Source organism: Enterobacter sp. 01-M-02-SI-ECC, from assembly GCF_047530595.1.
Lineage (GTDB): Bacteria > Pseudomonadota > Gammaproteobacteria > Enterobacterales > Enterobacteriaceae > Enterobacter > Enterobacter cloacae_M.
Map to the genome: position 1 here is coordinate 1 of NZ_JBLKCZ010000037.1, position 24,029 is coordinate 24,029.

Here is a 24,029-nt window from a genome sequence, read left to right on the forward strand (position 1 = left end):
CATGAACCATGTGGGCGACTACGGTAACCGCGACAAGATCCCGCCAGTGCTGGTGCCGCACGGGCAGGAGTTGGAGCCGGAAACCCATGCGGTTTGTGTGGCCGGTATGCTGATCCGCCGTTTGGAGTCCGACCCTGGCCGAGATCTGTCGAAGAACATTCGTCAGGGCAGCACGCTGTCCAACGACCAGTTTGCCGGTGAGCGTTTCCACTACTGCCTGTCCAATCCGCCTTTTGGCAAGAAATGGGAGAAGGACAAAACCGCCGTCGAAGCGGAACACAAAAAAGGCGAGCTGGGCCGGTTTGGGCCGGGCCTGCCGAAAATTAGCGATGGCTCCATGCTGTTTTTGATGCACCTGGCGAGCAAGCTAGAACTGCCGATCAACGGCGGTGGCCGCGCCGCTATCGTGCTGTCGGGTTCGCCACTGTTTAACGGCGGTGCCGCGTCTGGCGAATCGGAAATCCGCCGTTGGTTGCTGGAAGACGACCTGATTGAAGCCATTGTGGCTCTGCCAACGGATCTGTTCTTCCGCACCAATATCGCCACCTACCTGTGGATTCTGTCCAACAAGAAGCCGCAGGAGCGCAAAGGCAAGGTGCAGTTGATCAACGCCACCGACCTGTGGACTGCAATCCGCAACGAGGGCAACAAGCGCCGTATTGTCAGCGATGAGCAGCGCCGCCAGATTCTGGACATCTACGCCGCAGGCGAAACCGGTGCGCTTTCCCGGATGCTGGACTACCGTACCTTTGGCTACCGCCGTATCAAGGTCCTGCGCCCGCTGCGCATGACCCTGGAGCTGGATAAGGTGGGCATGGAGCGGCTGGAAGCCGAAGCTGCCTGGGAAAAACTCTCTGACGCGCATCAGACATTCTGGCGCAAAGCCCTCAAGCCGTTGATCGGGCAAACGCAGCCCTATAGCTGGGCAGAAACCTTTGTTAGGAACTCGATCAAGTCCGACGAAGCCAAGCAGCTCAAGGTCAAATCCAACAAGACATTGATCACCGCGCTGATCAACGCCTTTGGTCACAAAGACCCGAAAGCCGAGCCAGTCACGGATTCCAACGGCGAGCTGGTGCCAGACACAGATTTAACTGATTACGAGAACGTCCCCTATCTGGAGGACATCGACGACTACTTTGCCCGCGAAGTGCTTCCTCATGTGCCGGATGCCTGGCTGGATGAGAGCTTTACCGATGCCAGGGATGGTCAATTGGGCCGCGTTGGCTACGAGATCAACTTCAACCGCTTCTTCTACCAGTACCAGCCGCCGCGCAAGCTGCATGATATTGATGAAGACCTGAAGCAGGTAGAAGCCGAGATTGCCGCGCTACTGGCGGAGGTGGCCAGCGAATGAGTCACTACAAACCGTATCCAGCCTACAAGGATTCCGGCGTTGAGTGGATTGGGCTGGTGCCGGAGCATTGGAAGGTTGCGCAGATCAAGCGTATTTCCGCCTTGAATCCCAAGAAATCGACCCTAAGCAAGGAAAAGGATTCTCTTTGCACATTTCTCCCAATGGAGAAGCTGAGAACCAATGCTATAACACTTGATGAAACTCGTCCTATTCATGAGGTGTATGACGGATATAGCTATTTCTGCGATGACGATATTCTGATCGCCAAGGTAACGCCTTGCTTCGAGAATGGAAACATAGCGGTAGCCAATGGTCTGGTTAACGGCATTGGGTTTGGCTCTACAGAAATCAATGTCCTTCGGGTAAATGGAAAGGGACATAACCGATTTCTTTACTACCGTCTGCAAGAAGAGCAGTTCAGAACAATTGCCAAATCTGAGATGAGAGGCACTGGAGGCTTAAAGCGAGTTCCAACGGAGCTGTTTGAGTCATTTACTTTCGGGCTTCCCGACACTGACGAACAAGTCACCATTGCCGCCACCCTCGACCGCGAAACCGCCCGTATTGATGCGCTTGTCGAGAAGAAAACCCGCTTTATCGAGCTACTGAAGGAAAAGCGCCAGGCGCTGATTACCCATGCTGTCACCAAGGGACTAGACCGCAACGCCAAGATGAAGGACTCCGGCATTGAGTGGATTGGGCAGGTGCCAGAGGAGTGGTTAAATAGGAAGGTTTTTCATGCTTTCCAAGCCATTGGGAGTGGAACAACGCCACCGGCAAAGGAGCATGAATGGTATCAGGGAGGAACCATTCCGTGGATAACAACAAGTGAGCTTAGAGAAAACACCGTCGTTAAAACAAAGAAGTGTGTTACCTCAGATGCCATGCAGAAATTCTCAGCCTTGAAAATTTTTCCCGCTGGTTCATTAGCTATTGCCATGTATGGTGCAACAATTGGTCGCCTAGGGTTTCTTGGAATCCCAGCAACAACCAACCAAGCTTGCTGTGTGCTGTCTGGTGAACGCGATTTGAATATCCAGTTTTTGTATTACTGGTTGATGGCATTCAGAGCCGATATCGTGGCTTTCTTCTCTGAGGGCGGGGGCCAGCCGAATATCAACCAAGAGGTGATAGCCAGCCTTAGGGTGCCATCCCCAGCCCCTGATGAACAAGCCACCATTGTCGCCACCCTCGACCGCGAAACCGCCCGCATTGATGCACTGATTAGCAAGGCGGAACAAAGTATCACCCTGCTCAAAGAACGCCGCGCCGCCTTTATCACCGCCGCTGTCACCGGCCAGATTGATTTGCGAGGAAAACAATAAATGCAATCAGCAGCACATCAGGAAAAATACTTCCAGCAATACATCATCGACCGGTTTGTAGAACAGGGCTGGAAGCTGGGTGATTCCAAGTTCTACGACACCGAGAGGGCGGTGTACCCCGAAGATCTGGAAAACTGGATCAAATCCAGCGGCCAGCAGGAAAAATGGGACAAGCTGGAACGGCTCAACGGGGCCAAAACCCTTGAAGTGCTGATGGACCGCTTGGATAAAGCACTGGAGAAACAAGGCACCATGCAGGTGTTGCGCCAGGGCTTTTCTATTGCCGGTTGCGGCCTGATCGAGATGACCGAGGCCGCACCGGAAGACAAGCGCAATGCAGCAGTCATTGAGCGCTACCAGGCCAATATCCTGCGCGTGGTGCCGGAGCTGAAGTATCACCCGGCCCGTGAATTTGCCATTGATCTGGTGCTGTTTATCAACGGTCTGCCGGTGGCAACCGTCGAACTGAAGACCGACTTCACCCAGTCCTGCGAAGCGGCCATGGATCAGTACCGCAATAATCGCCGACCGTATGACGCCAAGACCAAACGCAGGGAACCGCTGCTGACCTTCAAGCGTGGGGCGGTGGTGCATTTCGCCATGTCCGACTCTGAAATCATGATGGCGACCAAGCTGGATGGAGAAAACACCTTTTTCCTGCCGTTCAATAAGGGGCGCAAGGACGAAAGCGGCACGGTACATGCGGGTAACCCGCCAGGTGAGATTAAGGCCGATGGTACTCAGGAATACCCTGTAGCCTACTTCTGGGAGGAGGTCTGCGAACCGGATGCCTGGCTGCGGATTTTCCATAGCTTTGTCTACGTCGAGAAAAAGGACGTGGTGGATATTCAGGGCAACTGGTCGAAGAAAGAAACCCTGATTTTCCCGCGCTTCCACCAATGGACGGCAGTGAACCAGATGCTGGCCGATGCCCGCGAAAACGGCGCAGGCATGACCTACCTGTGTGACCACAGCGCCGGTTCCGGCAAGACCAGCACCATTTCCTGGACGGCTCATGACTTGGTGAAACTGCGCGAAGATAACGGCGACGCGGTATTTAACAGCGTGATCATTGTCACCGACCGTAATGTGCTGGACGGCCAGCTTCAGGACGCGGTGAAGCAGATTGACCATCAGTTTGGGGTAATCGCCGCCATTGACCGGCAGAAGTCATCCAAGTCCAAGAGCAAGCAGCTCTCGGAGGCCTTGTTGTCTGGCACGCCGATTGTTGTGGTCACGATCCAGACCTTCCCTTACGCGATGGAAGCCATCATCACTGACAAGGCCCTGAAAGGGAAAAACTTTGCTGTGATCATTGATGAGGCGCATAACTCGCAGACAGGCTCTACCGCCGCTAAGCTGCAAGCCGCGCTGGGAATGAGCGGACAAGGCAAGATGTCCACCATGACGGTGGATGAACTGCTGGAGCAACTGCAAAAGTCCCGCGCCCGCCCGGAGAATATCAGCTACTTCGCCTTTACCGGCACGCCCAAGCACTCCACTTTGATGCTGTTCGGTCGCCCGGCAGATACAAGCCAACCGGCCTCGGACGATAACCCGCCACAAGCCTTCCACCTGTACACCATGCGCCAGGCCATTGAGGAGAAATTCATTCTCGATGTGTTGAACGGCTATGTACCCTACAAAACGGCCTTCAATCTTTCCAAGCAGCTTGAAGACAGCAAGCGGGTGAGCGGCAAGGCCGCCAAACGCGCCCTGGCACAGTGGATGTCATTGCACCCTACCAATGTGACCCAGAAGGTGCAGTTTATCGTTGAGCACTTTACCAAGAACGTCGCCCACCGGCTGGATGGCAAGGCAAAGGCGATGGTCGTGACCAGCTCCCGCGCCGCTGCCATTCGCTACAAGAAGGCGTTTGACCGCTATATCGAGCAGCACAGCGAGTACGGCTTTATTCATTCACTGGTGGCCTTCTCCGGCAAGATGACCGGTAAGCAGGTGATGCACCAGGATGACGGCGAGTTCAAGGACGATGTGTTTATCGTCGATGAGAACGAGGAGTTCACCGAGCAGAGCATGAACCCGGATGTCCACGGGCAGGATTTGCGCTTTGCCTTTGACCGCCCGGAATACCGGGTGATGTTGGTGGCCGACAAGTTCCAGACCGGCTTTGACCAGCCGAAACTGGTCGCCATGTATGTGGACAAGAAAATCGCCAACCATGTGGAGATTGTGCAGACCTTCGCCCGCCTGAACCGGACGGCACCAGGGAAGGATGAGGTCTTTATCATCGACTTCGTGAACGACCCGGAGAACGTGCGCAAGGCCTTTGCCACCTATGACAAGGGCGCTCACATCGGCGAAGTGCAAGACCTCAATGTGGTCTACGAGATCAAGGAGCGACTGGACGAGCACGGCCTTTACGACGAGAAGGATTTGGCCGCGTTCAAGGAAGCCCGCTTCAAGACCATCCGCGACATCACTCATACTAAATCGCCGCAGCACAAGGCGCTGTATGCCGCTACGGCTGGAGCGACGGCCTTGTATAACGACAAGATGAAAATGCTGCGCGATGGCATGGCAACCTGGGAAGCAGCGTTTGAGAAGGCCCGCGCCAAGGGTGACGAGGCGGGCATGAAGTCTGCCGATCACCACCAGGATGAGTATGCCGAGCAAATCAAGGCGTTGATGGGCTTCAAGTCGGACCTGGGGCGCTTCTGCCGTACCTATTCCTATATCGCCCAACTGATTGATTTTGGCGATCCGGAGTTGGAAAACTTTGCCGCTTTCGCCAAGCTGCTGCAAAAGCGCCTTCAGCACGAAGCACCGGAAACCGTGGACTTGACAGGCCTGGTGCTTACTGGCTTTGACATCAATGCTCGACCCGATGACGTAGAAGACGAAGGCAAAACCCCGGTATTGCAACCAGCAGGTGCAGGCGGTGGTGGCGCGGTAGGCGACAAGCCTAAATTCGTCAAAGAAATTATCGAGAGGCTCAACAGCCTGTTTGGTGAGGCGACGCCGATCCAGGATCAGGTGGCTTTCGTTAATCAGATTTCAGCGATTACCGGTGAAAGCGATGTCGTCATGGCTCAGGTGGAAAGCAACACCCGTGAGCAGGCTATGAAAGGCAACCTCCCCGGTGCTGTTCAGCAAGCGGTTGTTCGTGCTTTGTCCAGTCATCAGAAGCTGGCAACCCAGGTGCTCAAGTCTGACCGTCAGGGCATGACCGCATTGGTTGATATGGTGTATGACCTGCTGCGCGAAGGCAAAGACATCGACCTGGATATGGATTAAGCCTATGCTTGACCTGCTGAATCTGCCAGGCATCAAGCCGGTCGATATGCGCCACGAAAGCAAGTGCCTTGTGATAGTTGCTGAGCCGGTAACGGTCGAGGTGCCGTTATGTGGGGACTGCAACACCCCTATGCACAGACACGGTACGCGCAAAAACAAGTTCATGGACACGCCGTTGTACATGGAGCCGGTCCGCCTTGAAGTTCAGCGCCCGCGCTTTCGCTGTGAGTCGTGCGGAAAAATGTCCATGCCGGAGTTGAGTTTTCTGGATGATAAACGCCGAGCCACCAAACGGCTGATCGATGTTATTCGGCAACAGTGCCTGGGAACCACCTTCCATGCTTTAGCCGAGCAAACCGGTGTGGCGGTGAACACCGTCAAGAACATCGCTCACGATCTCATTGAGGAACTCTCCCAAACCGTTCGTTACGAAACCCCGGTCATCATGGGTATCGACGAAGTGAACCTTGCCGGCGGGTATCGCTGTGTAATCACCAATCTGGCAACCAACAACGTCTTTGATATGTTGGAGCATCGTACTCAAGAGCACCTGAAGCCCTTCTTCAAGGATTTGCCGGATGCTGACAAAGTGGAATGGGTCTGTACGGATATGTGGCGACCCTTCAAGCGTTCCTTTGCTCAGTATCTGCCCAACGCCAAACTGGTGATCGACAAGTTCCATGTCGTCAAGATGGCCTCTGAAGCCCTGGAAGAGGAGCGCAAGAACTATCAGGCACAGTTAAGCAAAGAAGATCGGATTTATGTCAAAAAGTCCATTCGCTGGCTCACCCTGAAGCGGCCCGGCAACCTGACGCCCGCGGAGCAAAAGGCGCTGGAGGTTGTAAAGCAGGCGATCCCAGAACTTGCCGTGGCCTATGACTTCAAGGAAGCCTTCTTCTGCATCTACGACGAACCCGACAAACAGAGCGCTCAGAACGCCTTTGAGGCTTGGGAGAACAGCCTGCCGCCTTATGGCATGGAGCCTTTCAAAAAACTGGTGAAAACGGTACACAACCATTACGACGACATCTTTGCCTACTGGGATGCGCCGTTCTCAATCACCAATGGCTATACCGAAGGGCTCAACGGCTTGATCAAGATGTCCAACCGGTTAGGTCGGGGTTACAGCTATGACATCATCCGTGCAAAGACGTTGTACTCCAAAGAAGCCCGCAAGGTTGGCAGTGGTATTCGAGCAGGACGAGGCAAGGTCGAGTATGGGCCGCACATTCCGACATTGTTGAAGCAGGCAGAAGGTGGAGAGTTGGATTAACGCGAGAGAGGGCGCGTCTGAGAATCCAACCAATGTTAGATTCTCGCAGGGTGGTGAAAAACAGAAAAATCCAACCAGAAGCAGCTTTTTGTCCGACTAAGAGTCTAGGGTTAGAATGGATGAATTCCAACCCTAGAATGCAAATAGCCGTCAATACTAACGGTTCAAAGTACTGGCGAATGAAGTATCGATTTGCCGGTAAAGAGAAAAAACTCTCGTTCGGAACCTATCCTGACATCTCACTTGCGGAAGCCCGCACTAAGCGCGATGAAGCGAGAAAAACATTGGCAAATGATAAAGATCCCGGTGAAGTTAAAAAAGCCGAACTACTTGCCCAAAAACTATCGGTTACGAATACTTTTGAAGCGATAGCGGTTGAGTGGTACAACGCAAAAGTTTCTGGCTGGTCAAAAAACTACGCTGACTATGTTAACCGGGCCTTCAAAAACAATGTATTTCCCTTTGTTGGATCGCAGCCGGTTAATGAGATAAAGCCACTGGAGCTTCTGTCTGTATTGCAGCGTATGGAAAAGCGAGGTGCGCCGGAGCTTGCCAGTAAAGTGCGCCAACGTTGTAGCGAAGTGTTCCGTTACGCTATTGTTACTGGCCGAGCCGAGTACAACCCTGCGGCTGATCTTGGTAGTGCTTTACAGGGGTACGAGAAACAACATTATCCCTTTCTTACTGCTGCTGAGCTACCCGAGTTTTTACAAAAGCTTTCACAATACACCGGCAGTCTAGTAACGCTTCTGGCGACCCGACTACTCATGCTTACGGGCTTACGAACCGTCGAATTACGTATGGCAGAATGGAGTGAAATCGACTTCGAAAACCATATCTGGGAAATACCGAAAAGTAGAATGAAGATGAGGCGACCCCACATAGTGCCCCTTTCTGCTCAATCCTTAGCAGCACTTCGGCAACTAAAGCAATTGACCGGTACTTACCAGTTTATCTTTGCAGGTCGAAACGATGTTAATAAACCAATGAGCGAAGCCAGCATCAATATGGTTATTAAAAGGATTGGTTACGATAAGAGAGCAACCGGACATGGTTTTCGTCACACCATGAGCACAATCTTGCATGAGGAAGGATTCAACACTGCTTGGATTGAGACCCAGCTCGCGCATGTGGACAAGAACGCGATTCGCGGGACCTATAACCATGCGCAGTATCTTGAAGGGAGGAAAGAGATGATGCAGTGGTATGGGGACTATTTGGATGGATTGCGATTGGATGGAAACGTTGCCAGAGTTAGTTAATGAAGAGCCGATTCGAGTTCGGCCTTCGCACCAACAGTATGTAAATAGACCTCAACTGAGGTCTTTTTTTATGCCTAAAATGAATCGCCACGGGTTTAACAGACACCTCAGAGTCATTTAAGATGGCTTAAAGAGAGGTGCCCATGAGCGGTAAGCGTTATCCCGAAGAGTTTAAAACTGAAGCAGTCAAACAGGTTGTTGATCGCGGTTATTCTGTTTCCAGCGTTGCAACACGTCTCGATATCACCACCCACAGCCTTTATGCATGGATAAAGAAGTACGGTCCGGATTCTTCCACTAATAAAGAACAGTCAGATGCTCAGGCCGAGATCCGCCGTCTCCAGAAAGAGCTGAAACGGGTTACCGGTAATGCTGTCAACCTGTTGATGACTATTTTAATCTGTAGTCATTCAATCCTTGTAACATCAGGATGATCCTGGTGTCAGTGAAAATACGAAATCAACACGTTGGTATCATTACCCACCTGTGAACTGACGTCGGCATTTTGAATCTCACTTCGGCGTGCCCCCTCCGAATGGCGCAAAACATTTCGTGGTATGGCATGATAGCACCCGAAGAGAGTCAATTCAGGGTGGTAAATGTGAAACCAGTAACGCTATACGATGTCGCAGAGTATGCCGGTGTCTCTTATCAGACCGTTTCCCGCGTGGTGAACCAGGCCAGCCACGTCTCTGCGAAAACGCGGGAAAAGGTGGAAGCGGCGATGGCGCAGCTGAACTACATTCCCAACCGCGTGGCACAACAACTGGCGGGGAAACAGTCGTTGCTGATTGGCGTTGCTACCTCCAGTCTGGCCCTGCACGCGCCGTCGCAAATTGTCGCGGCGATTAAATCTCGCGCCGATCAACTGGGTGCCAGCGTGGTGGTGTCGATGGTAGAACGAAGCGGCGTCGAAGCCTGTAAAGCGGCGGTGCACAATCTTCTCGCGCAACGCGTCAGTGGGCTGATCATTAACTATCCGCTGGATGACCAGGATGCCATTGCTGTGGAAGCTGCCTGCGCTAATGTTCCGGCGTTATTTCTTGATGTCTCTGACCAGACTCCCATCAACAGTATTATTTTCTCCCATGAAGACGGTACGCGACTGGGCGTGGAGCATCTGGTCGCATTGGGTCACCAGCAAATCGCGCTGTTAGCGGGCCCATTAAGTTCTGTCTCGGCGCGTCTGCGTCTGGCGGGCTGGCATAAATATCTCACTCGCAATCAAATTCATCCGATAGCGGAACGGGAAGGCGACTGGAGTGCCATGTCCGGTTTTCAACAAACCATGCAAATGCTAAATGAGGGCATCGTTCCCACTGCGATGCTGGTTGCCAACGATCAGATGGCGCTGGGCGCAATGCGCGCCATTACCGAGTCCGGGTTGCGCGTTGGTGCGGATATCTCGGTAGTGGGATACGACGATACCGAAGACAGCTCGTGTTATATCCCGCCGTTAACCACCATCAAACAGGATTTTCGCCTGCTGGGGCAAACCAGCGTGGACCGCTTGCTGAAACTCTCTCAGGGCCAGGCGGTGAAGAGCAATCAGCTGTTGCCCGTCTCACTGGTGAAAAGAAAAACCACCCTGGCGCCCAATACGCAAACCACCTCTCCCCGCACGTTGGCAGATTCCTTAATGCAGTTGGCACGACAAGTTTCCCGACTTGAAAGCGGGCAGTGAGCGCAACGCAATTAATGTGAGTCAGCTCACTCATTAGGCACCCCAGGCTTTACACTCTATGTGTCCGGCTCGTATGTTATGCGAAAATGTGAGCGGATAACAATTCACGCAGGATACAACTATGACAATGATTACGGATTCACTGGCCGTCGTATTACAACGTCGTGACTGGGAAAACCCTGGCGTTACCCAACTTAATCGCCTTGCGGCACATCCCCCTTTCGCCAGCTGGCGTAATAGCGAAGAGGCTCGCACCGATCGCCCTTCCCAAGAGTCGCGCAGCCTGAATGGTGAATGGCGCTTTGCCTGGTTTCCGGCACCAGAAGCGGTACCAGAAAGCTGGCTGGAGCGCGATCTTCCTGACGCCGATACTGTCATCGTCCCCTCAAACTGGCAGATGCACGGTTACGATGCGCCTATCTACACCAACGTGACCTATCCCATTGCGGTCAATCCGCCGTATGTTCCCACGGAGAATCCGACGGGTTGTTACTCGCTCACATTTAATGTTGATGAAAGCTGGCTACAGGAAGGCCAGACGCGAATTATTTTTGATGGTGTTAACTCGGCGTTTCATTTGTGGTGCAACGGGCGCTGGGTCGGTTACGGACAGGACAGTCGTTTGCCGTCTGAATTTGACCTGAGCGCATTTTTACACGCCGGAGAAAACCGCCTCGCGGTGATGGTGCTGCGCTGGAGTGACGGCAGTTATCTGGAAGATCAGGATATGTGGCGGATGAGCGGCATTTTCCGTGACGTCTCGTTGCTGCATAAACCGAGCACGCAAATCAGCGATTTCCATGTAGCCACTCACTTTAATGATGATTTCAGCCGCGCTGTACTGGAGGCAGACGTTCAGATGTACGGCGAGCTGCGCGATGAGCTGCGGGTGACGGTTTCTTTGTGGCAGGGTGAAACGCAGGTCGCCAGCGGCACCGCGCCTTTCGGCGGTGAAATTATCGATGAGCGTGGTGGTTATGCCGATCACGTCACCCTACGTCTGAACGTCGAAAACCCGAAACTGTGGAGCGCCGAAATCCCGAATCTCTATCGTGCGGTGGTTGAACTGCACACCGCCGACGGCACGCTGATTGAAGCAGAAGCCTGCGATGTCGGTTTCCGCGAGGTGCGGATTGAAAATGGTCTGCTGCTGCTGAACGGCAAGCCGTTGCTGATTCGCGGCGTTAACCGTCACGAGCATCATCCTCTGCATGGTCAGGTCATGGATGAGCAGACGATGGTGCAGGATATCCTGCTGATGAAGCAGAACAACTTTAACGCCGTGCGCTGTTCGCATTATCCGAACCATCCGCTGTGGTACACGCTGTGCGACCACTACGGCCTGTATGTGGTGGATGAAGCCAACATTGAAACCCACGGCATGGTGCCAATGAATCGTCTGACCGATGATCCGCGCTGGCTACCCGCGATGAGCGAACGCGTAACGCGAATGGTGCAGCGCGATCGTAATCACCCGAGTGTGATCATCTGGTCGCTGGGGAATGAATCAGGCCACGGCGCTAATCACGACGCACTCTATCGCTGGATCAAATCTGTCGATCCTTCCCGCCCGGTACAGTATGAAGGCGGCGGAGCCGACACCTTCGCAACCGATATTATTTGCCCGATGTACGCGCGCGTGGATGAAGACCAGCCCTTCCCGGCTGTGCCGAAATGGTCCATCAAAAAATGGCTTTCGTTGCCTGGAGAGACGCGCCCGCTGATCCTTTGCGAATACGCCCACGCGATGGGTAACAGTCTTGGCGGCTTCGCTAAATACTGGCAGGCGTTTCGTCAGTACCCCCGTTTACAGGGCGGCTTCGTCTGGGACTGGGTGGATCAGTCGCTGATTAAATATGATGAAAATGGCAATCCGTGGTCGGCTTACGGCGGTGATTTTGGCGATAAGCCGAATGATCGCCAGTTCTGCATGAACGGTCTGGTCTTTGCCGACCGCACGCCGCATCCGGCGCTGACGGAAGCAAAACACCAGCAGCAGTTTTTCCAGTTCAGTTTATCCGGGCGAACCATCGAAGTGACCAGCGAATACCTGTTCCGTCATAGCGATAACGAGCTCCTGCACTGGATGGTGGCGCTGGATGGCAAGCCGCTGGCAAGCGGTGAAGTGCCTCTGGATGTCGCTCCACAAGGTAAACAGTTGATTGAACTGCCTGAACTACCGCAGCCGAAGAGCGCCGGACAACTCTGGCTAACGGTTCACGTAGTGCAACCGAACGCGACCACATGGTCAGCAGCCGGACACATCAGCGCCTGGCAGCAGTGGCGTCTGGCGGAAAACCTCAGCGTGACACTCCCCTCCGCGCCCCACGCCATCCCGCAACTGACCACCAGCGAAACGGATTTTTGCATCGAGCTGGATAATAAGCGTTGGCAATTTAACCGCCAGTCAGGCTTTCTTTCACAGATGTGGATTGGCGATAAAAAACAACTGCTGACGCCGCTGCGCGATCAGTTCACCCGCGCACCGCTGGATAACGACATTGGCGTAAGTGAAGCGACCCGCATTGACCCTAACGCCTGGGTCGAACGCTGGAAGGCGGCGGGCCATTACCAGGCCGAAGCAGCGTTGTTGCAGTGCACGGCAGATACGCTTGCCGACGCGGTGCTGATTACCACGGTCCACGCGTGGCAGCATCAGGGGAAAACCTTATTTATCAGCCGGAAAACCTACCGGATTGATGGAAGTGGTCAAATGGCGATTACCGTTGATGTTGAAGTGGCGAGCAATACGCCACATCCGGCGCGGATTGGCCTGACCTGCCAGCTGGCGCAGGTAGCAGAGCGGGTAAACTGGCTCGGATTAGGGCCGCAAGAAAACTATCCCGACCGCCTTACTGCGGCCTGTTTTGACCGCTGGGATCTGCCATTGTCAGACATGTATACCCCGTACGTCTTCCCGAGCGAAAACGGTCTGCGCTGCGGGACGCGCGAATTGAATTATGGCCCACACCAGTGGCGCGGCGACTTCCAGTTCAACATCAGCCGCTACAGTCAACAGCAACTGATGGAAACCAGCCATCGCCATCTGCTGCACGCGGAAGAAGGCACATGGCTGAATATCGACGGTTTCCATATGGGGATTGGTGGCGACGACTCCTGGAGCCCGTCAGTGTCGGCGGAATTCCACCTTAGCGCCGGTAGCTACCATTACCAGTTGCTCTGGTGTCAAAAATAATAATAACCGGGCAGGCCATGTCTGCCCGTATTTCGCGTAAGGAAATCCATTATGTACTATTTAAAAAACACAAACTTTTGGATGTTCGGTTTATTCTTTTTCTTTTACTTTTTTATCATGGGAGCCTACTTCCCGTTTTTCCCGATTTGGCTACATGACATCAACCATATCAGCAAAAGTGATACGGGTATTATTTTTGCCGCTATTTCTCTGTTCTCGCTATTATTCCAACCGCTGTTTGGTCTGCTTTCTGACAAACTCGGGCTGCGCAAATACCTGCTGTGGATTATTACCGGCATGTTAGTGATGTTTGCGCCGTTCTTTATTTTTATCTTCGGGCCACTGTTACAATACAACATTTTAGTAGGATCGATTGTTGGTGGTATTTATCTAGGCTTTTGTTTTAACGCCGGTGCGCCAGCAGTAGAGGCATTTATCGAGAAAGTCAGCCGTCGCAGTAATTTCGAATATGGTCGCGCGCGGATGTTTGGCTGTGTTGGCTGGGCGCTGTGTGCCTCGATTGTCGGCATCATGTTCACCATCAATAATCAGTTTGTTTTCTGGCTGGGTTCTGGCTGTGCATTCATCCTCGCCGTTTTACTCTTTTTCGCCAAAACGGATGCGCCCTCTTCTGCCACGGTTGCCAATGCGGTAGGTGCCAACCATTCGGCATTTAGCCTTAAGCTGGCGCTGGAACTGTTCAGACAGCCAAAACTGTGGTTTTTGTCACTGTATGTTATTGGCGTTTCCTGCACCTACGATGTTTTTGACCAACAGTTTGCTAATTTCTTTACTTCGTTCTTTGCTACCGGTGAACAGGGTACGCGGGTATTTGGCTACGTAACGACAATGGGCGAATTACTTAACGCCTCGATTATGTTTTTTGCGCCACTGATCATTAATCGCATCGGTGGGAAAAACGCCCTGCTGCTGGCTGGCACTATTATGTCAGTACGTATTATTGGCTCATCGTTCGCTACCTCAGCACTGGAAGTGGTTATTCTGAAAACGCTGCATATGTTTGAAGTACCGTTCCTGCTGGTGGGCTGCTTTAAATATATTACCAGCCAGTTTGAAGTGCGTTTTTCAGCGACGATTTATCTGGTCTGTTTCTGCTTCTTTAAGCAACTGGCGATGATTTTTATGTCTATTCTGGCGGGCAATATGTATGAAAGCATCGGTTTCCAGGGCGCTTACCTGGTGCTGGGTCTGGTGGCGCTGGGCTTCACCTTAATTTCCGTGTTCACGCTTAGCGGCCCCGGCCCACTTTCTCTGCTGCGTCGCCAGGTGAATGAAGTCGCTTAAGAAATTAATGTCGGATACGGCGCGAGCGCCTTATCCGACCAACTTATCAGGACGGAATGTTAAAAATGAACATGTCGATGACAGAAAAAATAAAAGCAGGCAAGCTATTTACCGATATGTGCGAAGGCTTACCTGAAAAAAGACTTCGTGGGAAAACATTAATGTATGAGTTCAATCACTCGCATCCATCAGAAGTTGAAAAAAGGGTAATGACTCCAACTTATTGATAGTGTTTTATGTTCAGATAATGCCCAATGACTTTGTCATGCAGCTCCACCGATTTTGAGAACGACAGTGACTTCCTGCCCAGCCTTGACAGATGCTGCCTCAGATTCAGGTTATGCCGCTCAATGCGCTGCGTATATCGCTTGCTGATAACGTGCAGTTCTCCCTTCAGGCGTGATTCATAAAGCGGCCAGCCATCCGTCATCCATACCACGACCTCAAAGGCCGACAGCAGGCCCAGAAGACGCTCCAGCGTGGACAACGTGCGTTCACCGAATACGTGCGCCACAACCGTCCTCCGTATCCTGTCATACGCGTAAAACAACCAGCGCTGGCGTGATTTAGCGCCGACATAACCCCACTGTTCGTCCATTTCCGCGCAAACAATGACGTCACTACCCGGTTGTATGCGTGAGGTTACCGACTGCGGCCTGAGTTTTTTAAGTGACGTAAAATCGTGTTGAGGCCAACGCCCATAATGCGGGCGGTTGCCCGGCATCCAACGCCATTCATGGCCATATCAATAATTTTCTGGTGTGTACCGGGCTGAGAGGCGGTGTAAGTGAACTGGAGCTGCCATGTTTTACGGCAGTGAGAGCAGAGATAGCGCTGATGTCCGGCAGTGCTTTTGCCGTTACGCACCACGCCTTCAGTAGCGGAGCAGGAAGGACATCTGATGGAAATGGAAGCCACCCGCACAGCGCGCTGGGATATCACTCCCCGAGGGAATACCGGCAGCGGACATCGTTAACTTAAGATACAAAAGCTGTTCGGAGATGGAGGGTCAAGATCAGGGTGACCTGCGCCATGATGTTATCCGAGCCCTGTTTCCTAATCACTACACCGGTATTTGATTACCCAGGTCAACTTCAGGCTGTTACAGGGACGGCAACCGTGTCAGCACATCCTTGAGATAGGCATACGGATCGTGCCCATTATTACGGGCCGACTGGATCAAACTCATGATCGCAGCAGCGCGCTTGAGTATGCGAACCCACGCCGAGCATTTGAGAAGGCAACGGGATGAACGCTGGCTGGATAGCCGTGGTTTTCTGGGTAGGCAGCCGAATCCATTTGTGATCGAGGTTGGCATTGAGGCTGTAGCCCAAGGCGATGTTTGCGATGGAGGCACCGGGTTCAGAACACTCCTGAATGACCTGAGCCTTGAAAGATTTGCTGTAGGTACGGCGCTGAGGGCGCATGGAAAATCCGCTTGATGGGCCATGGCCTTCGGCGGCGGTGTCGGGAAGGTGTGTTGGCCGGACGGATACTGTTGAACTACGTTGTCTGGGGCAACGGAAGTGTTTCGGCCCGACTCTGGAACGCGATCCGCAGCGACGACTGGGCAATTCCGCACGTTAGCCTGAGCAGCCTCGGGGAAATCGTCGTCTGGGCGCGCCCAGACGAGTTTCCGTCAAGGAACATGCAGACGAGCAAGGGGCTGCGGGCACTCGGCTACAACGTGAGGATCGGTGTTTGATCGAGGCGCCTGTGGTACACGCAGGCTGACGAGCCAGGCGCTGTCCATTGCCTGATCAGACCGCCCCGCTGCGCCTTGCCTGAGCAGTTGACCTGCATCAATGGGGCGGGAGAACGCTGTACATTGACTCTTGAAGGCTGTCATGGTAAGCGTAATATCTTACAAAGTATTACAAGGATTTCCTTGGCCGGAACCGCAAAGCGACGCGATTGGAGAGGGTGAGATGAAAGCGCACCTACAGGGATGAAAGCGCACCTACAGGTGATTTTCACGCTCGATGAATTGGCTGCGTACTTGAAAGTCGGCAAGCGGACGCTTTATCGGCTCGCCGCGCACGGGGAAATTCCGGCTTTCAAGGTGGGCGGGACGTGGCGGTTTCCTCAAAGTGAAATCGATCAGTGGATCAATGATCAGACCCGAGCCGCAGCAAAGAAGGAGGTGATGCGCAAGCGTGAACAGCAGAAGTCATCCGAGCAGCCCGTGTCGCCTGGGCGCACTGCCCGTCACAGCAGGCAAAGGGCTTGAGTAACTCGTTTTCCAATTTTTCTGGAGGTATGACATGGACATCGATTTCAAGAAGTTGGCTCCCTGGAACTGGTTCAAGAACGAGCAGCAAGAGCAGCAGACCGTCTCTTCCCTGCCGGTGCAGCGCAATGACCTGCCAGCGGCGAGCGGGCCAGTCAGCCCGATCCTGCAACTGCATCGGGAAATCGACCGGCTGTTCGATGACGCATTCCGGGGCTTCGGTTTTCCGGCGTTGAACATGCCGCAGTGGCCATCCGATTGGTCGGGCATGCTGAAGCCGGCCCTGGACATCCAGGAAACCGACAAGCAGTACAAGATTGCCCTGGAAGTGCCCGGTGTCGAGGAGAAGGACATCCAGATCACTCTCGACAACGACGTGCTGATGGTGCGTGGCGAGAAGCGCCAGGAACAGGAGAAGAAGGAAGGTGGCTTCCACCGTGTGGAGCGCTCCTACGGCAGCTTTCAGCGTGCCTTGAACCTGCCTGACGACGCCAACCAGGATTCAATCAAAGCATCGTTCAAGAACGGGGTGCTCACGGTCACGATCGACAAGCGCGAGGTCAGCGCGCCGAAGCAGGGACGCTCGATCCCGATCAACGGCTGACGTCGCCGGCTCGTTTGTCACAAGAAAAACCCGGCACGAGACGAGGAGTCGCGGTTCGCGATGCCTCGTCGCCTCAACCTTGTCAACCTTCTCAGGAGCATCAGCATGGCCAGAAAACAATGCCAGGTCTGCGGCCAACCCGCCACCGTGCGGGTGGAAGCCAATCTCAACGGTCGTCACAGCACCATGCTGTTGTGCGACGACCATTACCGGCAATTAGTGCGCCAGCAAAAGCGCACCGTTTCGCCGCTGGAAGCCTTGTTCGGCTCGCGCAGCGGCCTGTTCGAGGACTTCCTCGGCAGTGACTTCTTCCGCATCGGCGACGACGCGACGCCAGTTGCCGCCGATACCGATGACGTGGTCGATGCCTCGTTTGGCGAGCCCGCCGCCGCAGGTTCGGGTGCGCCGCGCCGTCGCGGCAGTGGGCTGGCCAGCCGCATCAGCGAACAGTCGGAAGCCTTGCTGCAGGAGGCCGCCAAACACGCTGCCGAATTTGGCCGCTCCGAGGTGGATACCGAACATCTGCTGCTGGCGCTGGCCGACAGCGACGTGGTCAAGACCATCCTGGGTCAGTTCAAGATCAAGGTCGATGACCTCAAGCGGCAGATCGAGTCTGAGGCCAAGCGCGGGGACAAGCCCTTCGAGGGCGAGATCGGCGTGTCGCCGCGCGTGAAGGATGCGCTCAGCCGCGCCTTCGTGGCCTCCAATGAACTCGGCCATTCTTATGTCGGTCCAGAGCATTTCCTGATCGGTCTGGCTGAGGAAGGCGAAGGGCTGGCCGCCAACCTGCTGCGCCGCTACGGCCTGACGCCGCAGGCGCTGCGCCAACAGGTCAGCAAGGTGGTCGGCAAGGGCGCCGAGGATGGCCGCGCTGAGACGCCGACCAACACGCCAGAACTCGACAAGTACTCGCGCGACCTGACCAAGATGGCGCGCGACGGCAAGCTCGACCCGGTGATCGGCCGCGCGCAGGAGATCGAAACCACCATCGAGGTGCTGGCCCGGCGCAAGAAGAACAACCCGGTGCTGATCGGCGAGCCGGGTGTGGGCAAGACCGCCATCGTCGAAGGGCTGGCGCAGCGCATGGTGGCGGGTGAAGTGCCCGAGACCTTGCGCGACAAGCGCCTGGTGGAACTCAACATCAACGCCATGGTGGCCGGCGCCAAATATCGCGGCGAGTTCGAGGAGCGCGTGCAGAAGGTGCTGAAGGAGGTGACCGAGCACCAGGGCGAGCTGATTTTGTTCATCGACGAGGTGCACACCATCGTCGGTGCCGGCCAGGGCGGTGGCGAAGGCGGGCTGGACGTGGCCAACGTGTTCAAACCGATGATGGCGCGCGGTGAACTCAACCTGATCGGCGCCACGACGCTGAACGAGTACCAGAAATACATCGAGAAGGATGCCGCACTGGAGCGGCGCTTCCAGCCGGTGACGGTACCCGAGCCGACGGTGGCCCAGGCCATCATGATTCTGCGCGGCCTGCGCGACACCTTCGAGGCGCACCACAAGGTCAGCATCTCCGAGGACGCGATCATCGCGGCGGCCGAGTTGTCCGACCGCTACATCACGGCGCGCTTCCTGCCGGACAAGGCGATCGACTTGCTCGACCAGGCGGCCGCGCGCGTGAAGCTGTCGGCCACGGCCCGGCCGGTGGCCGTGCAGGAGCTGGAGTCCGAACTGCACCAGCTGCGGCGTGAACAGGATTACGTGGCCGCGCGCAAGCAGTACGACCAGGCCGCCGAGCTCGGGAAGCGCATCGAAGCCAAGGAGGCCGAGCTCAAGAAGCTCGTCGAGGACTGGGAGCGGGAGCGGGCCTCCGGCAGTGCCGAGGTCAAGGCGGAACACGTGGCGCAGATCGTCTCGCGCCTGACCGGCATCCCGGTCAACGAGTTGACGGTGGAAGAGCGCGAAAAGCTGCTGCACTTGGAACAACGGCTGCACGAGCGCCTGGTGGGACAAGACGAGGCGGTCCGTGCCGTGGCCGATGCCGTGCGGCTGTCCCGCGCCGGCCTGCGTGAAGGCAGCAAACCGGTGGCTACCTTCCTGTTTCTGGGCCCGACCGGGGTGGGCAAGACCGAGCTCGCCAAGGCATTGGCCGAATCGATCTACGGCGATGAGCACGCCCTGTTGCGCATCGACATGTCGGAATATGGCGAACGCCATACCGTGGCGCGATTGGTGGGCGCGCCTCCGGGCTATGTCGGTTACGACGAAGGCGGTCAGCTCACCGAGAAGGTGCGGCGCAAGCCCTACAGCGTGCTGCTGCTCGACGAGATCGAGAAGGCACACCCTGACGTATACAACATCCTGCTGCAAGTGTTCGACGACGGTCGCCTCACCGACGGCAAGGGCCGGGTGGTGGATTTCACCAACACCATCATCATCGCCACGTCCAACCTGGGTTCGGACATCATCCAGCGACGGCTGAAGGCGCGCGGGGCGGCCGGCGAGGAGTACGAAAAGACCAAGGCCGGAGTCATGGACGTGCTGCGCGGCCATTTCCGGCCCGAGTTCCTCAACCGCATCGACGAGATCATCGTCTTCCATGCGCTGGGCAAGGAGGAGATCCGCCACATCGTCGGCCTGCAGCTCGATCGCGTGGCGCGCAGCGCCGCCAGCCAGGGCGTGACGCTCACTTTCGATCAGACGCTGATCGACCATTTCGCGGAAGAAGGCTACAAGCCCGAGTTCGGTGCGCGTGAACTCAAGCGCCTGATCCGCAGCGAGCTGGAAACTGCGCTGGCGCGCGAGATGCTCGGCGGCGGTATCGGCAAGGGCGATCACGCCAGCGCACGCTGGGACGACAAGGCCGAACGCGTGGTGTTCGAACGCAAAGAGCCACCGCAGACCCCGGCCGAGCCGGAGCAGCCGGATGCCGCGAAGGCGAGCGACGCATCTTGATGGCGGGCGAGGCTGCCGTGTCCGACCCCATCGGCCTGGCACTGGCATGGGCAGCCTCCCTGGCCTCGATCGCGGTGGCGGTCGTGGCCGCAGGTCACGCGGGCGTCTACAAGCGTGATGAGCAGTCGGCCACGCCGTGGGGACTGCTCATCAGCGGCGGCACTGCCCTCCCGCTCGCTGGCCATCCGTTCGCGTGACGGCGCGGCCCATCTGTTCACCTGATCCTCTGGCAACTCGACTTTCGAGGAACAAGGCCCATGGCTGGGTGACGCGGGCAGGCAACTGATAGTCGGTACTCTGTTCGACATCTCTTCTCGCAAGGAAATAGAGCAGCAGTTGCTGCGTATGGTGATCACCGACCCCTTTGCTTCACGGTTGAGGGAACATGTTCGCGCAACCGACATGGCTGCCCGGATTGGGGGGAGGAATTCGCTGTGTTGTTGGAAGCGGTATCGATAGAAGGCGCCCAAGTATGGGCGGAGCGATTTCGTCAGGACACTGCGGCGACAGCGGTGGTGTGTGGAGAGGTGTCGATCAGCTATAGCGCCAGCATGGGGGTGGCTCTCCTTGACCCCCGTTTGCACTCTGTCGAGCAGGTGATGCTGCAGGCGGACAGCGCGCTCTACCAGGCAAAAAAGACGAGGGTGCAACCAAGTTGTGGGCGCACAAGTATTTCAGAATTGAGAGGAGTGGCGATGAAGGAAAAGCAAGCAGACCCGATCAAAACATTTCGCGCCCAATGGGCAGTGATGACGTTCTACGAGCGCTTTGAACAGGTGATCGCGCTCGCGCTGTCCGCAATCATTGCCGTTATCATCGTGGTCTCGCTGCTGCAGCTGATCTCGATCGTCTTCAGCCTGCTGATCATTGATGCATTCAATCCGCTCGATCACAAGGTCTTCCAGACCGTGTTCGGCATGATCATGACGCTGCTCATTGCCATGGAGTTCAAGCATTCCATCGTGAGGGTGGCCTTGCGGCGCGACAGCATCATCCAGGTCAAGACGGTGATCCTGATCGGGCTGATCGCCCTGGCGCGTAAATTCGTAATCCTCGACCCGGAGACCGGCCCCGCCAAGGTCGCGGCGCTTGCAGGCGCGACACTGGCCCTCGGGGCGACTTACTGGCTGCTGCGCGAGCGCGATGACCGGACAGCCGGGGAAAGCTCAGATGATCAGTCGTGATCTGCGCCACGCGCAGAATGTCGGCGCGCGGCATCGCTGGCACAATCGCCTGCAAACCGTGCTGTTGGTGCTGACCCTGCTCGGAATTGCCGCCGTCGCTGGCAGCCTGCTGTTGGGTGACGGCGGGCTTTGGCTGGCGCTTGCGGCTGCGGGGTTCACCCTGCTGCTTGAACCGGCGGCCGCCTCCGGGCTGACCTTGCGGCTGTATGGCGCACGCCCCCTGCACCCGGATGAAGCGCCCGATCTTTGGGCTGTGTTGCGCGAACTGGCGGCGCGGGCCGGGCTGCCTACCGTGCCGGTACCGCACTACGTGCCCAGCGGGGTCGTCAACGCCTTCGCCACCGGTTCGAAGCATCACGCGGCCATCGCGCTGACCGACGGCCTGCTGCGTAGCCTCACGCCCCGCGAGTTGACCGGCGTGCTCGGCCACGAAATCGCGCATATTGCGAACGAGGATTTGCGTGTCATGGGCTTGGCCGATTCCATCAGCCGGCTCACCCATCTTCTGGCCTTGTTGGGGCAGCTTGCGATCGTGCTCAGCTTGCCAACGCTATTGCTTGGAGTCACGGAAGTCAATTGGCCCGCGTTGCTTCTACTTGCGGTCGCGCCACAGCTGGCCTTGCTGGCTCAGTTGGGCTTGTCCAGGGTGCGCGAATTCGACGCCGACCGGCTCGCTGCCGAATTGACCGGCGACCCGCACGGGCTGGCCTCAGCGCTCGCCAAGATCGAGCGGGTGAGCCGCTCCTGGCGCGCCTGGCTGCTGCCCGGATGGGGCAATCCGGAACCCTCCTGGTTGCGCACGCATCCAGCGACGGCTGAACGCATTGAGCGCTTGCTGGAACTTGCTCCGCCGCCCGCGATGCCGCCGTTTCCATCGGCCCGTTTCGACCCCGAAGTGACCGTATCACCACGTCCGCCACGCTGGCGCACTGGCGGCCTTTGGCGCTGATTTCAACATGGAGAATGACGTGACCTACCCGACCCCTACAGCCGCCCGGCGCCGGATCGATTCATCCGGCGCTGGCTCGTCATCACTGGCTGCATCGCCGCACTCATGCTGCTGTGGCAGTTCCTGCCCGCCATCGAAGCCTGGTTCAGTCCCCACGAAACAAATGCTTCAGCCCGGAAGAGAGGTCTCAGGCCGTCCGGGAGCTCTGTAACCGACGTGGAACCGCGCGTAAAGTTGCACAAAGCATAGGCGTCAGCGTCCCGGTCCTGTACAAATGGAAGAAAGACCTTATCAGTGACGAGGCTTATCAATCCATGCGCAAACGAAAGTCAGCCCCTCAGGATAAAAATCAGGATGCTTTACTCGGTGAAATCCAGCGTCTCAGGAAGCAGATTCATCAGCTGCAGCTCGAACGTGACATACTGACAAAGGCGAATGAACTGATAAAAAAAGATCTGGGCGTCAGCTTTCTGAAACTGAAAAACAGGGAGAAAACCCTGATAGTTGATGCCCTTAAGAAAAAGTACCCCGTTGCTGAGTTGCTAAGCGTTCTGCAACTTGCCCGCAGCTGTTATTTTTACCAAAACGTCTGTACGATAAGTATGCGGTAATACGCGTGATCATGGCCGATATCTTTGAGGAGAATTACCGCTGTTACGGCTATCGGCGCCTTCACGCGATGCTTCGCGGTAACAACAGGGTTATTTCTGAAAAGGTTGTCCGCAGACTGATGGCAGAAGAGCAGCTCGTTGTTAAGCGCACCAGGCGACGACGATACAACTCTTACTGTGGCGAAATCGGCCCGGCACCGGAAAATTTACTCGCCCGGGATTTTAGTTCCTGCAGGCCAAATGAGAAGTGGCTGACCGATATTACGGAGTTCCAGCTTCCGGCTGGAAAAGTCTATCTGTCGCCGGTTATCGACTGCTTTGATGGCCTGGTTGTAAGCTGGTCGATAGGAACACGCCCGGACGCGACGCTGGTGAATACGATGCTCGATGACGCACTCGATACGCTCAACGAACATGATAAACCAGTGATACACAGCGATCGTGGTGGCCATTACCGGTGGCCGGGCTGGCTCGAGCGTATCAACACCTCCGGACTTATAAGGTCCATGTCGCGCAAAGGATGCTCGTCGGATAATGCTGCGTGTGAAGGCTTCTTCGGGCGTATCAAAAACGAAATGTTCTATGGCAGAGACTGGGCGGGTATCACGCTGGAAAAATTTATCTGCTTCCTGGACAGGTACATACGCTGGTATAACGAGAAACGTATCAAGCTATCATTAGGTGCAATGAGTCCTGTGAAGTACCGGCAGCATCTTGGGATCACAACATAACAGTCCAGGAAAACATCCGCAGCCCCTGAGACGACAATAACGCTTTGTGCTGACAATACATGTCAAGGCTCAATTGAAATGTCCGTTATCCAGCTCAATTAAAATGACCACTTTGATCTCTCATTCTCTTTACTGATAGACTTTCCTCCGACTGAAACA

Annotated in this window: 17 protein-coding genes and 5 pseudogenes; 19 read left to right on the plus strand and 3 right to left on the minus strand. The window is 55.6% G+C overall.

The window, feature by feature from the left end; genetic code table 11:
* The 10 genes and pseudogenes from ACMWLG_RS23920 to ACMWLG_RS23965 form a co-directional block, all read left to right on the plus strand.
* The coding region (locus tag ACMWLG_RS23920) for an HsdM family class I SAM-dependent methyltransferase (RefSeq protein ID WP_414763044.1) at window positions 1-1,357 on the plus strand (1,357 nt) is incomplete at its 5' end.
* On the plus strand, window positions 1,354-2,682 hold the full coding sequence (locus ACMWLG_RS23925) for a restriction endonuclease subunit S (protein WP_016162085.1): 1,329 nt from the start codon (window positions 1,354-1,356) through the stop codon (window positions 2,680-2,682). The genes ACMWLG_RS23920 and ACMWLG_RS23925, both read left to right, overlap by 4 nt.
* A complete protein-coding gene (locus ACMWLG_RS23930) occupies window positions 2,683-5,940 on the plus strand; it encodes a type I restriction endonuclease subunit R (RefSeq protein WP_020317160.1) in 3,258 nt (1,085 codons plus the stop codon). It abuts the gene before it with no gap.
* Between the two features lie 4 nt (window positions 5,941-5,944).
* Window positions 5,945-7,213 (plus strand): ISL3 family transposase, encoded by a 1,269-nt coding sequence (locus ACMWLG_RS23935; protein ID WP_129304504.1) that lies wholly within the window; start codon window positions 5,945-5,947, stop codon window positions 7,211-7,213.
* A gap of 32 nt (window positions 7,214-7,245) precedes the next feature.
* Complete coding sequence (locus tag ACMWLG_RS23940; protein WP_414763045.1) at window positions 7,246-8,475, plus strand: tyrosine-type recombinase/integrase; 1,230 nt, start codon at window positions 7,246-7,248, stop codon at window positions 8,473-8,475.
* Between the two features lie 143 nt (window positions 8,476-8,618).
* Window positions 8,619-8,840, plus strand: a pseudogene (locus ACMWLG_RS23945) (transposase); the annotation flags it as partial.
* A 236-nt stretch (window positions 8,841-9,076) separates the two neighbouring features.
* Entirely contained in the window at window positions 9,077-10,159 is a 1,083-nt protein-coding gene (lacI, locus tag ACMWLG_RS23950; protein ID WP_007851507.1) for a DNA-binding transcriptional repressor LacI, read from the plus strand.
* A gap of 121 nt (window positions 10,160-10,280) precedes the next feature.
* The gene (lacZ, locus tag ACMWLG_RS23955; RefSeq protein WP_015386474.1) at window positions 10,281-13,355 is read left to right on the plus strand and encodes a beta-galactosidase; all 3,075 of its coding nucleotides are present in this window, start codon (window positions 10,281-10,283) and stop codon (window positions 13,353-13,355) included.
* 51 nt (window positions 13,356-13,406) lie between these two features.
* Window positions 13,407-14,660 (plus strand): lactose permease, encoded by a 1,254-nt coding sequence (gene lacY / locus ACMWLG_RS23960; RefSeq protein ID WP_003846917.1) that lies wholly within the window; start codon window positions 13,407-13,409, stop codon window positions 14,658-14,660.
* Window positions 14,661-14,725: 65 nt separating this feature from the next.
* A pseudogene (locus ACMWLG_RS23965) lies at window positions 14,726-14,866 on the plus strand (maltose acetyltransferase domain-containing protein); the annotation flags it as partial.
* A 14-nt stretch (window positions 14,867-14,880) separates the two neighbouring features.
* On the opposite strand, the gene ACMWLG_RS23970 reads toward ACMWLG_RS23965, so the two are convergent.
* The 3 genes and pseudogenes from ACMWLG_RS23970 to ACMWLG_RS23980 all read right to left on the minus strand — a co-directional run bounded on the left by ACMWLG_RS23970 (window position 14,881) and on the right by ACMWLG_RS23980 (window position 16,087).
* Window positions 14,881-15,578, minus strand: a protein-coding gene (locus tag ACMWLG_RS23970) for an IS1 family transposase (protein WP_226328998.1) whose coding sequence is annotated in 2 segments (ribosomal slippage) — window positions 14,881-15,329 and window positions 15,329-15,578 — 699 coding nt in all. Because the reading frame shifts where the segments join, the coding sequence is not laid out codon by codon here.
* A 184-nt stretch (window positions 15,579-15,762) separates the two neighbouring features.
* Window positions 15,763-15,867, minus strand: a pseudogene (locus tag ACMWLG_RS23975) (transposase domain-containing protein); the annotation flags it as partial.
* Complete coding sequence (locus ACMWLG_RS23980; RefSeq protein WP_004118209.1) at window positions 15,824-16,087, minus strand: transposase; 264 nt, start codon at window positions 16,085-16,087, stop codon at window positions 15,824-15,826. The gene ACMWLG_RS23980 and the pseudogene ACMWLG_RS23975, both read right to left, overlap by 44 nt.
* Before the next feature lie 14 nt (window positions 16,088-16,101).
* On the opposite strand from ACMWLG_RS23980, the gene ACMWLG_RS23985 reads away from it, so the two are divergent.
* From ACMWLG_RS23985 to ACMWLG_RS24025, 9 genes and pseudogenes are all read left to right on the plus strand, one after another.
* Entirely contained in the window at window positions 16,102-16,365 is a 264-nt protein-coding gene (locus ACMWLG_RS23985; protein ID WP_015386469.1) for a hypothetical protein, read from the plus strand.
* 243 nt (window positions 16,366-16,608) lie between these two features.
* The gene (locus ACMWLG_RS23990; protein WP_004152118.1) at window positions 16,609-16,890 is read left to right on the plus strand and encodes a helix-turn-helix domain-containing protein; all 282 of its coding nucleotides are present in this window, start codon (window positions 16,609-16,611) and stop codon (window positions 16,888-16,890) included.
* A gap of 34 nt (window positions 16,891-16,924) precedes the next feature.
* Complete coding sequence (hsp20, locus tag ACMWLG_RS23995; RefSeq protein WP_004152117.1) at window positions 16,925-17,494, plus strand: small heat shock protein sHSP20; 570 nt, start codon at window positions 16,925-16,927, stop codon at window positions 17,492-17,494.
* A gap of 105 nt (window positions 17,495-17,599) precedes the next feature.
* On the plus strand, window positions 17,600-20,395 hold the full coding sequence (gene clpK / locus ACMWLG_RS24000; protein ID WP_004152116.1) for a heat shock survival AAA family ATPase ClpK: 2,796 nt from the start codon (window positions 17,600-17,602) through the stop codon (window positions 20,393-20,395).
* Window positions 20,395-20,592, plus strand: a complete 198-nt coding sequence (locus ACMWLG_RS24005) for a hypothetical protein (protein WP_004152115.1) — start codon at window positions 20,395-20,397, stop codon at window positions 20,590-20,592. Before clpK ends, ACMWLG_RS24005 begins: the two co-directional genes overlap by 1 nt.
* A 237-nt stretch (window positions 20,593-20,829) precedes the next feature.
* Window positions 20,830-20,976: pseudogene (locus ACMWLG_RS24010) on the plus strand (diguanylate cyclase); the annotation flags it as partial.
* 114 nt (window positions 20,977-21,090) lie between these two features.
* The gene (locus ACMWLG_RS24015) at window positions 21,091-21,579 is read left to right on the plus strand and encodes a phosphate-starvation-inducible PsiE family protein (RefSeq protein ID WP_004152114.1); all 489 of its coding nucleotides are present in this window, start codon (window positions 21,091-21,093) and stop codon (window positions 21,577-21,579) included.
* Window positions 21,566-22,528, plus strand: coding sequence for a zinc metalloprotease HtpX (locus tag ACMWLG_RS24020; RefSeq protein WP_004152113.1), 963 nt, complete (start codon window positions 21,566-21,568; stop codon window positions 22,526-22,528). The genes ACMWLG_RS24015 and ACMWLG_RS24020 overlap by 14 nt, the downstream gene beginning before the upstream one ends.
* A gap of 167 nt (window positions 22,529-22,695) precedes the next feature.
* A pseudogene (locus ACMWLG_RS24025) lies at window positions 22,696-23,870 on the plus strand (IS3 family transposase); the annotation flags it as partial.
* Window positions 23,871-24,029: the final 159 nt, after the last annotated feature.